The sequence below is a fragment of the Enterobacter sp. K510 genome (assembly GCF_055804875.1).
On sequence record NZ_JBNRLQ010000003.1, the window covers coordinates 32,198 to 44,878 of the forward strand.

General features: G+C 55.0%; 10 protein-coding genes and 7 tRNA genes. 16 read left to right on the forward strand and 1 reads right to left on the reverse strand.

Annotated features, from left to right (window positions below):
* Nucleotides 1-312 precede the first annotated feature (312 nt).
* The 12 genes from nagB to ACQUTD_RS05470 all read left to right on the forward strand — a co-directional run bounded on the left by nagB (nucleotide 313) and on the right by ACQUTD_RS05470 (nucleotide 7,178).
* Nucleotides 313-1,113 (forward strand): glucosamine-6-phosphate deaminase, encoded by an 801-nt coding sequence (gene nagB, locus ACQUTD_RS05415; protein WP_318364779.1) that lies wholly within the window; start codon nucleotides 313-315, stop codon nucleotides 1,111-1,113.
* 64 nt (nucleotides 1,114-1,177) lie between these two features.
* Nucleotides 1,178-2,326 carry an N-acetylglucosamine-6-phosphate deacetylase gene (gene nagA, locus ACQUTD_RS05420; RefSeq protein ID WP_072567763.1) on the forward strand — a complete coding sequence of 383 codons (1,149 nt, stop codon included), beginning with the start codon at nucleotides 1,178-1,180 and terminating at the stop codon, nucleotides 2,324-2,326.
* An 8-nt stretch (nucleotides 2,327-2,334) separates the two neighbouring features.
* Nucleotides 2,335-3,555, forward strand: coding sequence for a DNA-binding transcriptional regulator NagC (nagC, locus tag ACQUTD_RS05425; protein ID WP_473274334.1), 1,221 nt, complete (start codon nucleotides 2,335-2,337; stop codon nucleotides 3,553-3,555).
* Between the two features lie 43 nt (nucleotides 3,556-3,598).
* Nucleotides 3,599-4,351 carry an HAD-IIA family hydrolase gene (locus tag ACQUTD_RS05430; RefSeq protein ID WP_072567761.1) on the forward strand — a complete coding sequence of 251 codons (753 nt, stop codon included), beginning with the start codon at nucleotides 3,599-3,601 and terminating at the stop codon, nucleotides 4,349-4,351.
* A 275-nt stretch (nucleotides 4,352-4,626) separates the two neighbouring features.
* Nucleotides 4,627-6,291 (forward strand): asparagine synthase B, encoded by a 1,665-nt coding sequence (gene asnB, locus ACQUTD_RS05435; RefSeq protein WP_072567760.1) that lies wholly within the window; start codon nucleotides 4,627-4,629, stop codon nucleotides 6,289-6,291.
* Nucleotides 6,292-6,478: 187 nt separating this feature from the next.
* Nucleotides 6,479-6,555 (forward strand) — tRNA-Met (locus ACQUTD_RS05440).
* Between the two features lie 9 nt (nucleotides 6,556-6,564).
* Nucleotides 6,565-6,649, forward strand: a tRNA-Leu gene (locus ACQUTD_RS05445).
* A 22-nt stretch (nucleotides 6,650-6,671) separates the two neighbouring features.
* Nucleotides 6,672-6,746 (forward strand) — tRNA-Gln (locus ACQUTD_RS05450).
* Between the two features lie 37 nt (nucleotides 6,747-6,783).
* Nucleotides 6,784-6,858, forward strand: a tRNA-Gln gene (locus tag ACQUTD_RS05455).
* 28 nt (nucleotides 6,859-6,886) lie between these two features.
* Nucleotides 6,887-6,963 (forward strand) — tRNA-Met (locus ACQUTD_RS05460).
* Nucleotides 6,964-7,009: 46 nt separating this feature from the next.
* Nucleotides 7,010-7,084, forward strand: a tRNA-Gln gene (locus tag ACQUTD_RS05465).
* 19 nt (nucleotides 7,085-7,103) lie between these two features.
* Nucleotides 7,104-7,178: transfer RNA gene (locus tag ACQUTD_RS05470), tRNA-Gln, on the forward strand.
* A gap of 89 nt (nucleotides 7,179-7,267) precedes the next feature.
* On the opposite strand, the gene ubiF is transcribed toward ACQUTD_RS05470, so the two are convergent.
* Nucleotides 7,268-8,443, reverse strand: a complete 1,176-nt coding sequence (ubiF, locus tag ACQUTD_RS05475) for a 3-demethoxyubiquinol 3-hydroxylase (RefSeq protein WP_473274332.1) — start codon at nucleotides 8,441-8,443, stop codon at nucleotides 7,268-7,270.
* Nucleotides 8,444-8,583: 140 nt separating this feature from the next.
* Between ubiF and miaB the strand changes: the two genes are divergently transcribed.
* From miaB to corC, 4 genes are all read left to right on the forward strand, one after another.
* Nucleotides 8,584-10,008, forward strand: a complete 1,425-nt coding sequence (gene miaB, locus ACQUTD_RS05480; RefSeq protein ID WP_473274331.1) for a tRNA (N6-isopentenyl adenosine(37)-C2)-methylthiotransferase MiaB — start codon at nucleotides 8,584-8,586, stop codon at nucleotides 10,006-10,008.
* A gap of 164 nt (nucleotides 10,009-10,172) precedes the next feature.
* The gene (locus ACQUTD_RS05485; RefSeq protein ID WP_072567757.1) at nucleotides 10,173-11,219 is read left to right on the forward strand and encodes a PhoH family protein; all 1,047 of its coding nucleotides are present in this window, start codon (nucleotides 10,173-10,175) and stop codon (nucleotides 11,217-11,219) included.
* Nucleotides 11,216-11,683 carry an rRNA maturation RNase YbeY gene (ybeY, locus tag ACQUTD_RS05490; protein WP_072567756.1) on the forward strand — a complete coding sequence of 156 codons (468 nt, stop codon included), beginning with the start codon at nucleotides 11,216-11,218 and terminating at the stop codon, nucleotides 11,681-11,683. The genes ACQUTD_RS05485 and ybeY overlap by 4 nt, the downstream gene beginning before the upstream one ends.
* 103 nt (nucleotides 11,684-11,786) lie before the next feature.
* Nucleotides 11,787-12,665 (forward strand): CNNM family magnesium/cobalt transport protein CorC, encoded by an 879-nt coding sequence (corC, locus tag ACQUTD_RS05495; RefSeq protein WP_072567755.1) that lies wholly within the window; start codon nucleotides 11,787-11,789, stop codon nucleotides 12,663-12,665.
* The last annotated feature ends 16 nt before the right edge of the window (nucleotides 12,666-12,681 follow it).

Below are 12,681 nucleotides of genomic sequence, written 5' to 3' on the forward strand. Positions count from 1 at the left end.
CCCTGTCAGGCTTCATCACAAGCAGTTTTTTTTATAGTCCGACCAGCCTGAAGCAAAGGCTATTTTTCACTTACTGAATGAGTGTGTAAAAAATTAATTCGCCCCGCAAATTAAACACCCTTTTTTTGTGATTAAAATCACCAAATATCGTTATTGACCCTCCCTTCCGCTGGCTAACAAACAAAACTTATTTTATGATTCAAAAAATCAAGACGGATTGTTGCCACTCGACGGCTATACTGCGTTACCCTTACAAGAGCAGGCAGAATGCCCAACCCGTCCATTTATTTATCTAAATTGTAGAGGTGAAACATGAGACTGATCCCCCTGGCAACCGCCGAACAAGTCGGAAAATGGGCTGCCCGTCATATCGTTAATCGCATCAATGCCTTCAAACCAACGGCGGATCGTCCGTTCGTGCTGGGTCTGCCAACCGGGGGCACTCCCCTCACCGCGTATAAAGCTCTGGTAGAAATGCATAAAGCGGGCCAGGTTAGCTTTAAGCACGTGGTCACCTTTAATATGGATGAATATGTCGGCCTGCCGAAAGAGCATCCGGAAAGCTATCACAGCTTTATGCACCGCAACTTTTTTGATCACGTTGATATTCCCGCAGAAAATATCAATCTGCTGAATGGCAATGCGCCAGATATTGACGCAGAATGCCGTCAGTATGAAGAAAAAATCCGCGCGTACGGCAAAATTCACCTGTTTATGGGCGGCGTGGGCAACGATGGGCACATCGCGTTCAACGAACCGGCGTCCTCACTGGCTTCCCGTACCCGTATTAAAACGCTGACCCACGATACCCGCGTGGCGAATTCCCGCTTCTTTGATGGCGATGTGGATCAGGTGCCAAAATATGCGCTGACCGTGGGCGTGGGTACGCTGCTGGATGCGGAAGAAGTGATGATCCTGGTGCTCGGCAGCGTGAAAGCACAGGCGCTGCAGGCGGCGGTGGAAGGCAACGTCAACCACATGTGGACCATCAGCTGTCTGCAACTGCACCCGAAAGCGGTGGTGGTATGCGATGAGCCGTCCACCATGGAGCTGAAAGTTAAAACGCTGAAATATTTCAACGAATTAGAAGCTGAAAATATTAAAGGTCTGTAATTACGTTTCCGTCCTTCCTCTACGATCTGTGAAGGACGGAACGCCATTTTTACCGGGGGTCGTTATGTATGCTTTAACCCAATGTCGGATTTTTACCGGCCATGAAATTCTGGATGACCATGCGCTTATTGTCGCCAATGGCCTGATCGACCGTCTCTGCCCGCTGGCGGATCTGCCGCCTGATATTGAGCAGCGTTCACTGGCAGGCGCCATACTGGCCCCCGGTTTTATTGACGTGCAGCTCAACGGCTGCGGCGGCGTGCAGTTTAACGATACTGCGGAAGCCGTCAGCATCGAAACCCTGGAAATCATGCAGCGCGCGAATGAAAAATCGGGCTGCACCAGCTACCTGCCGACGCTGATCACCACCAGCGACGATCTGATGAAACAGGGTGTGCGCGTGATGCGCGAGTATCTGGCGAAGCATCCGCATCAGGCGCTGGGTCTGCATCTGGAAGGGCCCTGGCTGAATATGGTGAAGAAAGGCACGCACAATCCGGAATTCGTGCGTAAGCCGGATCCCGCGCTGGTGGATTTCCTCTGCCAGAACGCCGATGTCATCACCAAAATCACTCTCGCGCCGGAAATGGCGGGCAGCGACACCATCAGCAAACTGGCGGCCGCCGGTATTGTGGTATCCGCCGGACATTCCAACGCGACCCTGAAAGAAGCCAAAGCGGGCTTCCGCGCAGGTATTCGCTTTGCGACGCATTTATTCAACGCCATGCCGTACATCACCGGACGCGAACCGGGTCTGACGGGTGCTATCCTCGACGATGCAGATATTTATTGCGGTATTATTGTTGATGGTTTACATGTTGATTACAGTAATGTGCGTCTCGCTAAGCGTCTGAAAGGCGAGAAACTTTGCCTGGTGACGGATGCCACTGCCCCGGCAGGCGCAAACATTGAACAGTTCATTTTTGCTGGTAAAACAATATACTACCGGAATGGACTCTGCGTTGACGAAAACGGCACGCTGAGCGGTTCTGCCCTGACGATGATCGAGGGGGTTAAGAATCTGGTGGAGCATGTGAATATCGCGCTGGATGAAGCCCTGCGTATGGCCACGCTCTACCCGGCTCGCGCCATTGGCGTTGACAAGCAGTTAGGCAGTATCGCGCCGGGGATGGTCGCTAACCTGACCGCCTTCACCCGCGATTATAAAGTAATCAAGACCATCGTTAATGGTAACGAGGTCGTCACCGGGTAAGTAAAAGAATGACATCAGGCGGACAAGCTCAAATTGGTAACGTTGACCTCGTTAAACAACTTAACAGTGCGGCCGTTTACCGCCTGATCGACCAGCACGGGCCTATCTCGCGTATTCAGATCGCCGATCACAGCCAGCTTGCGCCCGCCAGCGTCACCAAAATCACCCGCCAGCTCATTGAGCGCGGGCTTATCAAAGAAGTCGACCAGCAGGCCTCCACCGGGGGCCGCCGGGCGATTTCCATCGTCACCGAAACCCGCAATTTTCACGCCATCGGCGTCCGTCTGGGCCGTCATGACACCACCCTAACGCTGTATGATTTGAGCAGCAAAACGCTGGCGGAAGAGCACTACCCGCTGCCGGAACGCACCCAGGAAACGCTGGAACATGCGTTGCTGAATACCATCGCTTCCTTTATAGAGAGCTGTCAGCGCAAAATCCGCGAACTGATCGCCATCTCGGTGATCCTGCCGGGGCTGGTGGATCCGGAAAGCGGCGTGATCCGCTATATGCCGCACATTCAGGTGGAAAACTGGGCGCTGGTGGAGGCGCTGCAAAAACGTTTTAACGTCACCTGTTTTGTCGGTCACGATATTCGTAGTCTGGCGCTGGCGGAGCACTATTTTGGCGCAAGCCAGGACTGTGAAGACTCCATTCTGGTGCGCGTGCACCGTGGCACCGGGGCGGGGATCATCTCCAACGGGCGAATTTTTATTGGCCGTAATGGTAATGTCGGCGAGATCGGGCACATCCAGGTGGAACCGCTGGGGGAGCGCTGCCACTGCGGTAACTTTGGCTGCCTGGAAACCGTCGCCGCCAACGCCGCTATCGAACAGCGCGTGCGTCATCTGCTGGAACAGGGCTATCAGAGCCGCGTGACGCGGGAAGACTGCTCCATCAAAGCCATCTGTAAAGCCGCCAACAAAGGCGATCCCCTCGCCTGCGAAGTGGTTGAATATGTTGGCCGTCACCTCGGGAAAACCATCGCCATCGCCATTAACCTGTTTAATCCGCAGAAAGTGGTGATTGCCGGTGAGATCGTTGAGGCGGAAAAAGTGCTGCTGCCGGCCATTGAAGGCTGCATTAATACCCAGGCGTTAAAAGCGTTCCGTAAAAACCTGCCGGTGGTGCGCTCGACCCTCGATCACCGCTCGGCGATCGGCGCCTTTGCGCTGGTTAAACGTGCCATGCTTAACGGCATTCTGCTGCAACGGTTGCTGGAAAGCTGAGGCGATCATATAGTCGGGCCTTCATTTTTTATCCGGGTAGTCCATGACCATTAAGAATGTAATTTGTGATATTGACGGCGTGCTGATGCATGACAACGTTGCTGTACCGGGCGCCGCTGAGTTCCTGACGCGGGTGATGGAAAAAGGCATGCCGCTGGTGCTGTTAACCAATTACCCGTCGCAAACCGGCCAGGATCTGGCGAACCGCTTTGCCTCGGCGGGCATTGACGTGCCGGACAGCGTGTTTTACACATCCGCCATGGCGACCGCTGATTTTCTTAAGCGTCAGGAAGGAAAAAAAGCCTACGTGGTGGGCGAAGGCGCGCTGATCCATGAGCTGTATAAAGCCGGATTTACTATCACCGATATCAATCCTGATTTTGTGATTGTCGGGGAGACCCGCTCTTACAACTGGGAGATGATGCATAAGGCGTCCTTCTTTGTAGCCAACGGCGCGCGCTTTATCGCCACCAACCCGGATACGCACGGTCGCGGCTTCTATCCGGCCTGCGGCGCGCTGTGCGCGGGCATTGAGAAAATCTCTGGCCGCAAGCCGTTCGTGGTCGGCAAGCCCAGCCCGTGGATCATCCGCGCGGCGCTGAACACCATGCAGGCGCACTCTGAACATACGGTGATCGTCGGCGATAACCTGCGCACCGATATTCTGGCCGGTTTCCAGGCCGGGCTGGACACCATTCTGGTGCTCTCCGGCGTCTCGCAGATTGATGACATTGATGATATGCCGTTCCGTCCGAGCTGGATTTACCCGTCTGTTGCGGAAATTGACGTCATCTGATCGTGCTCCTGCCCGGCGGCGTATGCTTGCCGGGCCTGCGAACTGCCGGGCGTTATTTCGTTCCCGGGTAAATCATCCCATTCAATAAAACCCGTCAAAAATTGCCAATCCGTTAATTATTGCGGTCTTCTCCTGTGCAATTTTCATGAATCGACAACGCTCATTGCACTATTTATTGCAGACCCGCTAAAAGGCTTGCGCCCCCTGCTCCTTTGCGGCATTTTCATTAACAGGCGATAAGACAACGCACCATTACAGGGTTAACGGAGAAGGTTATGTGTTCGATTTTTGGCGTACTGGATATTAAAACTGACGCGGTTGAGCTGCGCAAAAAAGCACTGGAGCTGTCTCGTCTGATGCGTCATCGCGGCCCGGACTGGTCCGGCGTCTATGCCAGCGATAAAGCCATCCTTGCCCATGAGCGTCTGTCGATTGTTGACGTCAACGCTGGCGCCCAGCCGCTGTATAACGAACAAAAAACCCATGCGCTGGCCGTTAACGGTGAAATCTACAACCATCAAGCGCTGCGCGCTGAATACAGCGAACGTTATGCCTTCCAGACCGGCTCTGACTGCGAAGTGATCCTCGCGCTGTATCAGGAAAAAGGCCCGGAATTCCTCGACGATTTGCAGGGGATGTTTGCCTTCGCCCTCTATGACAGCGAAAAAGACGCTTACCTGATTGGCCGCGACCATATCGGTATTATCCCGCTGTATATGGGCTACGACGAACACGGCAACATGTTTATCGCCTCAGAAATGAAAGCGCTGGTGCCGGTGTGCCGCACCATCAAAGAGTTCCCGGCAGGCAGCTACCTGTGGAGCAAAGATGGTGAGATCCGCAGCTACTACCAGCGTGACTGGTTCGACTATGACGCGGTGAAAGACAACGTCACCAATAAAGAACAGCTGCGCAATGCGCTGGAAGAGGCGGTGAAAAGCCACCTGATGTCTGACGTGCCTTACGGCGTGCTGCTCTCCGGCGGCCTGGATTCATCGGTGATCTCGGCTATCACCAAAAAATACGCCGCGCGCCGCGTGGAAGATCAGGAGCGTTCAGAAGCCTGGTGGCCGCAGCTGCACTCCTTCGCCGTGGGCCTCGTCGGTTCGCCGGACCTGAAGGCCGCGCAGGAAGTGGCGAACCATCTGGGCACTGTGCACCATGAAATTCATTTCACCGTGCAGGAAGGGCTGGACGCGATCCGCGACGTGATCTATCACATTGAAACCTATGATGTGACTACCATTCGCGCCTCGACGCCGATGTATTTGATGTCGCGTAAAATCAAAGCGATGGGCATTAAAATGGTGCTCTCCGGCGAAGGGTCTGACGAAGTGTTCGGCGGCTACCTCTATTTCCATAAAGCGCCGGATGCCAAAGAGCTGCACGAAGAAACTGTGCGTAAATTGCAGGCGCTGCATATGTTCGACTGCGCCCGCGCCAACAAAGCGATGTCCGCCTGGGGCGTGGAAGCGCGTGTACCCTTCCTGGATAAAAAATTCCTCGATGTGGCGATGCGTATCAACCCGCAGGATAAAATGTGCGGCAACGGCAAGATGGAAAAACATGTGCTGCGCGAATGCTTCGAGTCCTATTTACCGGCCAGCGTGGCATGGCGTCAGAAAGAGCAGTTCTCTGATGGTGTAGGCTACAGCTGGATCGACTCGCTGAAAGAAGTGGCGGCGCAGCAGGTGACCGATCAGCAACTGGCCACCGCAAGCTACCGTTTCCCGTACAACACGCCGTCGTCAAAAGAAGGCTACCTGTACCGCGAGATTTTTGAAGAGCTGTTCCCGGTGCCAAGTGCCGCAGAATGCGTACCTGGCGGTCCGTCAGTGGCCTGTTCGTCGGCCAAAGCCATTGAATGGGATGAAGCCTTCAAAACCATGAACGATCCATCAGGCCGCGCGGTGGGCGTTCACCAGTCCGCTTACAAATAAGTCCGTGTTATTATTACAGGCCCTGCGGGGCCTGTTTGCTTTGGTTGCTGAATAATGCGCCAGGCTGTTCACAACCCAACCAAACAGTCACAATCCGGCAATTTTCGATGAAAAAGGTGTTGACCATCATCGACCCAATACGCATAATGCGCCCCGCAACGCCGATAAGGTAACGCGAAAAAAAGATGGCTACGTAGCTCAGTTGGTTAGAGCACATCACTCATAATGATGGGGTCACAGGTTCGAATCCCGTCGTAGCCACCATCTTTTTTTGCGGGAGTGGCGAAATTGGTAGACGCACCAGATTTAGGTTCTGGCGCCGCAAGGTGTGCGAGTTCAAGTCTCGCCTCCCGCACCATTCCCAGTAAGCGTTGCACGGATGGGGTATCGCCAAGCGGTAAGGCACCGGTTTTTGATACCGGCATTCCCTGGTTCGAATCCAGGTACCCCAGCCACTTTTCTTCGACTCCTGTGTATTAACACGTCAGTCGTTGGGGTATCGCCAAGCGGTAAGGCACCGGTTTTTGATACCGGCATTCCCTGGTTCGAATCCAGGTACCCCAGCCAGTCGATGGCTGGTAAAGCAGTAAAATTTGGCTACTTAGCTCAGCTGGTTAGAGCACAGCACTCATAATGCTGGGGTCACAGGTTCGATTCCCGTAGTAGCCACCATATTCTGGAAGCGTCTTATAAAGAGGCTTTAGCAGTAAAAAATTGTTGGGGTATCGCCAAGCGGTAAGGCAGTGGATTCTGATTCCACCATTCCGAGGTTCGAATCCTCGTACCCCAGCCAATTTATAGCAACACCCTGTTGGGGTATCGCCAAGCGGTAAGGCTCTGGTTTCTGATACCAGCATTCCGAGGTTCGAATCCTCGTACCCCAGCCATAAAAAACAAAAAAGCTCGCTTCGGCGGGCTTTTTTGTTTTTGTCCTTTCATAAACGTCCCCGGCAACGTCCTGTCGCCGGGCTGAAACTTACAAGCCTAACGCGTACTTCAGCGCCTTCGTTTTCAGCACGCCTGCGCGCTGCGCCGCCATCAGGCCCAGGTTTCGCACCACCCGTAGCGGCCCCAGATTATTGCTGAATCCGGCATAGAACAGATCCATGCCGCTCTGCATAATGAAGTTATCCGCCATGCGACGGCGCTGGTAGCGTTGCAGAACGCTGTGGCTGGCCCAGGGCTCGCCGACGCTGCGCGCCTCTGCCAGCACGTCCAGCAGCGCATCCACATCGCGGTAGCCCAGGTTGACGCCCTGCCCCGCCAGCGGATGAATGGTATGCGCCGCATCGCCCACCAGCGCCAGACCCGGCTGCACATAGTGCCGCGCATGACGGCGGGTAAGCGGGAAAGCGCCCGCCTGCACCGGTATGACTTTCCCCAGCCGTGCCGGGAAGGTTTTTTCAATCTCCCGCTGCAGCTGCATCATATTGAGGGACTTCAGCTGGCGAATGCGTGCCGGGCGGTCGTACCAGACCAGCGACGCCCAGTTATCAAACAGCGGCAAAAAGGCATGCGGCCCGTCAGGGGTGAACTGCTGCCAGGTGGCGTCGCCCGGCGGGTTTTCGCACTGAACGGTGATCAGCATGCAGGATTGTTCATATTGCCAGGCGTGGATACCGATCCCGGCCCACTGGCGTACCTGTGAATTCGCCCCGTCTGCGCCTGTTACCAGCCTGGCGCACAGGGTATCGCCATCGACAAACTCCAGCACATGATGATCGCCTTCGCGGTGCATGGCGCGCAGACAGGCGGGCGCGCGCAGGGTGATATTCGGCTGGCGCTCCAGCGCCTCCCACAGCGCGCGTTGCAGCACGTTGTTTTCCACCATGTAACCCAGCAGCGGCAGTTTGAGTTCAGCGGCGTCGAACAGAACGTGCGCGCTCTCCCATTCCCAGGTTTCCAGCTGCCGGTAAGGATGACAGCGCATCCCCTCGATCGTCTCCCAGACGCCAAGACTGCGCAGCAGAGAGACAGAGGCGGCGCTGATGGCCGATATGCGTACATCCGGCGCGGCCGCGCTATCAAAGGCGGGCGGCGTCGTCTGCTCGATCACCGTTACCTGAAAACCGTGCTGCGCCAGCCCCAGCGCCAGCGCGCTGCCGACCATCCCGCCGCCGACCACGGCCACTTCCGTTGGTTGATTCATCATGGTCTTTTTTCCTTATTTTTAATTCCCTTAAGTTTACCGGATTTTTCATTTTCGTGGGGCGGGACATGAACTATGGTCAGCGCCGGGTCAAAGCATTACAATACGCGGCCTGCATTCCTGGCGATTAACAGAGCAAGTCGATGACAAAAAAACTCCATATTAAAACCTGGGGCTGTCAGATGAACGAATACGATTCATCAAAGATGGCCGATCTGCTGGATGCCACCCACGGGTATCAACTCACCGAGGTGGCGGAAGAAGCCGATGTGCTGCTGCTTAACACCTGTTCGATTCGCGAAAAGGCGCAGGAAAAAGTCTTCCATCAGTTAGGTCGCTGGAAATTATTAAAAGAGAAAAATCCTGACCTGATCATTGGCGTCGGCGGCTGTGTGGCGTCCCAGGAAGGCGATCTTATTCGTCAGCGCGCCCACTATGTCGACATCGTTTTCGGGCCACAGACCCTGCACCGCCTGCCGGAGATGATCAATTCCGTGCGCGGCAATCGCAGCCCGGTGGTGGACATCAGCTTCCCGGAAATTGAAAAATTCGACCGTCTGCCGGAACCCCGCGCCGATGGTCCGACCGCCTTTGTCTCCATCATGGAAGGCTGCAATAAATACTGCACCTACTGCGTGGTGCCTTATACCCGTGGCGAAGAAGTCAGCCGTCCGTGCGATGATATTCTGTTTGAAATCGCCCAGCTGGCCGCCCAGGGCGTGCGTGAAGTGAACCTGCTGGGGCAGAATGTCAACGCCTGGCGCGGTGAAAACTATGACGGCACCACCGGCTCCTTTGCCGAGCTGCTGCGCCTGGTGGCCGCCATCGACGGTATTGACCGCGTGCGTTTTACCACCAGCCATCCCATCGAATTTACCGATGACATTATTGAAGTCTACCGCGATACGCCGGAGCTGGTGAGCTTCCTGCACCTGCCGGTACAAACCGGCTCCGATCGCGTGCTTAACCTGATGGGCCGTACCCATACGGCGCTGGAGTACAAGGCGATTATCCGTAAGCTGCGCGCGGCGCGTCCGGACATTCAGATAAGCTCTGACTTTATCGTCGGCTTCCCCGGTGAAACCACCCAGGATTTCGAGCAGACGATGAAGCTGATTGCCGATGTAAACTTCGACATGAGCTATAGCTTTATCTTTTCCGCCCGCCCGGGTACGCCCGCTGCCGATATGGTGGACGATGTGCCGGAAGAGGACAAAAAGCAGCGGCTGTACATTTTGCAGGAGCGCATCACCCAGCAGGCAATGGCCTGGAGCCGCCGTATGCTGGGCACCACCCAGCGTATTCTGGTGGAAGGCACCTCCCGTAAGAGCGTGATGGAGCTTTCCGGCCGTACTGAAAATAACCGCGTGGTGAACTTCGAGGGCACGCCGGAGATGATCGGCAAATTCGTCGACGTGGAAATCACGGATGTTCTGACCAACTCCCTGCGCGGCGTAGTGGTACGCACGGAAGATGAGATGGGCCTGCGCATCAGCGAAACGCCGGAGTCGGTGATCGCCCGCACCCGTAAAGAAAATGAGCTTGGCGTCGGTCTTTTCCAGCCATAATCATTGCGGCCTGCCGTCGCTGGCAGGCCTTGTTTTGCCCCCTCCAGCCCCCATATCCAGTACCATGCTTGCGCCTTTTCCCCATGCCGTAAATACTTTCGGTAATGATGACATCACGCCCGTCAGCCTTTTGCTGGCAGGCTTAAAGGTATAAGAGGATTAATTTGAATACAGAAACCCGCGAAATCAGCCTTGAACCCGCCGATAATGAACGTCTGTTAAGCCTGTGCGGCCCGTTTGATGACAACGTGAAACAGCTTGAGCGCCGTCTGGGTATCGAAATTAACCGCCGAGATAACCACTTCAAACTGACCGGTCGCCCGATCAGCGTGAACGCGGCTGCCGATATTCTGCGTAGCCTGTACGTCGATACCGCCCCGATGCGCGGTCAGACGCAGGAGATCGAGCCTGAACAGATCCATCTGGCGATCAAAGAAGCCCGCGTACTGGAACAGAGTGCGGAAAGCGTGCCGGAATACGGCAAGGCGATCCACATCAAAACCAAGCGCGGGGTGATCAAACCCCGTACGCCGAATCAGGCGCAGTACGTGGCTAATATTCTCGATCACGACATCACCTTTGGCGTAGGGCCTGCCGGTACCGGTAAGACCTATCTCGCGGTGGCTGCCGCCGTCGACGCCTTAGAGCGCCAGGACGTGCGCCGCATTCTGCTGACCCGCCCGGCGGTGGAAGCCGGTGAAAAACTCGGCTTCCTGCCCGGTGATTTAAGCCAGAAAGTGGATCCTTATCTGCGCCCGCTGTATGACGCGCTGTTCGAGATGCTCGGCTTTGAGAAAGTTGAAAAGCTGATGGAGCGCAACGTGATCGAAGTGGCACCGCTGGCGTATATGCGCGGCCGTACGTTAAACGATGCGTTCATCATCCTGGATGAGAGTCAGAACACCACCATCGAACAGATGAAAATGTTCCTGACGCGTATCGGCTTTAACTCGAAAGCGGTGATCACCGGTGACGTGACGCAGATTGACCTGCCGCGTAACCTGAAATCCGGCCTGCGCCACGCTATTGAGGTGCTGGCTGAGGTGGATGAGATTAGCTTTAACTTCTTCCACAGCGAAGACGTGGTGCGCCACCCGGTGGTTGCCCGTATCGTTAACGCTTACGAGGCCTGGGAAGAGGCCGACCAAAAACGTAAAGCTGAACTGGCCGCCGAGCGCAAACGCGAAGCCCAGCAGCAGGAGCAAAAATGAGTTCTGTGATACTCGATTTACAACTGGCCTGCGAGGATACCGCAGGCCTGCCGACTGAAGCCCAGTTCCAGGACTGGCTGAATGCGGTGATCCCGCAGTTTCAGGAAGAATCAGAAGTTACCATCCGCGTGGTGGACGACGCCGAAAGTCATGAACTGAATCTGACCTACCGCGGTAAAGATAAATCCACCAACGTGCTGTCGTTCCCGTTTGAAGCGCCGCCGGGGATTGAAATGCCGCTGCTGGGGGATTTGATTATCTGCCGTCAGGTGGTGGAACAGGAAGCCCGCGAACAGGGGAAACCGCTGGACGCGCACTGGGCGCACATGGTTATTCACGGCAGTTTGCACCTGCTGGGTTATGATCATATTGAAGATGACGAAGCAGAAGAAATGGAAGGCATCGAAACAGAGATAATGCTTGCTCTGGGCTATGAGGATCCGTACATTGCCGAGAAGGAGTAGTCTGTGCGCCGGTTTACCGGCGCGGCTGCTTTTCATGCCGTCTGGCGCTGAGTTTACGCGTGACGTGCGACATTTTGATTAACATGAGATCCCACACGACGCCATGAGCGACGACAATTCCCACAGTAACGATACACTTAACAGCAAAAAGGGATTTTTTTCCCTCTTACTGAGCCAGCTTTTCCACGGTGAACCTAAAAACCGCGACGAATTACTGGCGCTAATCCGTGATTCCGGGCAGAACGATCTTATCGATGAAGATACGCGTGACATGCTCGAAGGGGTAATGGATATTGCAGACCAGCGCGTCCGCGACATCATGATCCCCCGCTCGCAAATGATCACCCTCAAACGCAATCAAACGCTGGATGAATGTCTCGACGTTATCATCGAGTCTGCCCACTCGCGTTTTCCGGTGATCAGCGAAGACAGAGATCACATTGAAGGGATTCTGATGGCCAAAGATCTGCTGCCGTTTATGCGCAGCGATGCCGAAGCCTTTAGCATGGAGAAAGTGTTACGCCAGGTGGTGGTTGTGCCGGAAAGCAAGCGGGTGGACCGCATGCTGAAAGAGTTCCGTTCACAACGTTACCACATGGCGATCGTCATTGATGAATTTGGTGGCGTTTCAGGTCTGGTGACCATTGAAGATATTCTTGAGTTGATCGTCGGCGAAATTGAAGACGAATACGATGAAGAAGAGGATATCGAATTCCGCCAGCTCAGCCGTCATACCTGGACGGTGCGCGCGCTGGCCTCCATTGAAGACTTCAACGAAACCTTCGGTACCAACTTCAGCGATGAAGAAGTGGATACCATCGGCGGCCTGGTGATGCAGGCGTTCGGGCATCTGCCTGCACGCGGCGAATCCATCGACATTGATGGTTACCAGTTTAAAGTTGCGATGGCCGACAGCCGCCGTATTATTCAGGTTCATGTCAGAATACCGGATGATTCTCCCCAGCCAAAACTGGACGAATAAAACCACTACTGGATGA

What these genes read in the sequence shown, in the direction of transcription:
- asnB (WP_072567760.1), top strand. Translation starts at nt 4,627, where the DNA reads ATGTGTTCGATTTTTGGCGTACTGGATATTAAAACTGACGCGGTTGAG.
- ybeY (WP_072567756.1), top strand. Translation starts at nt 11,216, where the DNA reads ATGAGTTCTGTGATACTCGATTTACAACTGGCCTGCGAGGATACCGCA.
- miaB (WP_473274331.1), top strand. Translation starts at nt 8,584, where the DNA reads ATGACAAAAAAACTCCATATTAAAACCTGGGGCTGTCAGATGAACGAA.
- nagB (WP_318364779.1), top strand. Translation starts at nt 313, where the DNA reads ATGAGACTGATCCCCCTGGCAACCGCCGAACAAGTCGGAAAATGGGCT.
- nagA (WP_072567763.1), top strand. Translation starts at nt 1,178, where the DNA reads ATGTATGCTTTAACCCAATGTCGGATTTTTACCGGCCATGAAATTCTG.
- ACQUTD_RS05430 (WP_072567761.1), top strand. Translation starts at nt 3,599, where the DNA reads ATGACCATTAAGAATGTAATTTGTGATATTGACGGCGTGCTGATGCAT.
- nagC (WP_473274334.1), top strand. Translation starts at nt 2,335, where the DNA reads ATGACATCAGGCGGACAAGCTCAAATTGGTAACGTTGACCTCGTTAAA.
- corC (WP_072567755.1), top strand. Translation starts at nt 11,787, where the DNA reads ATGAGCGACGACAATTCCCACAGTAACGATACACTTAACAGCAAAAAG.
- ubiF (WP_473274332.1), bottom strand. Translation starts at nt 8,443, where the DNA reads ATGATGAATCAACCAACGGAAGTGGCCGTGGTCGGCGGCGGGATGGTC.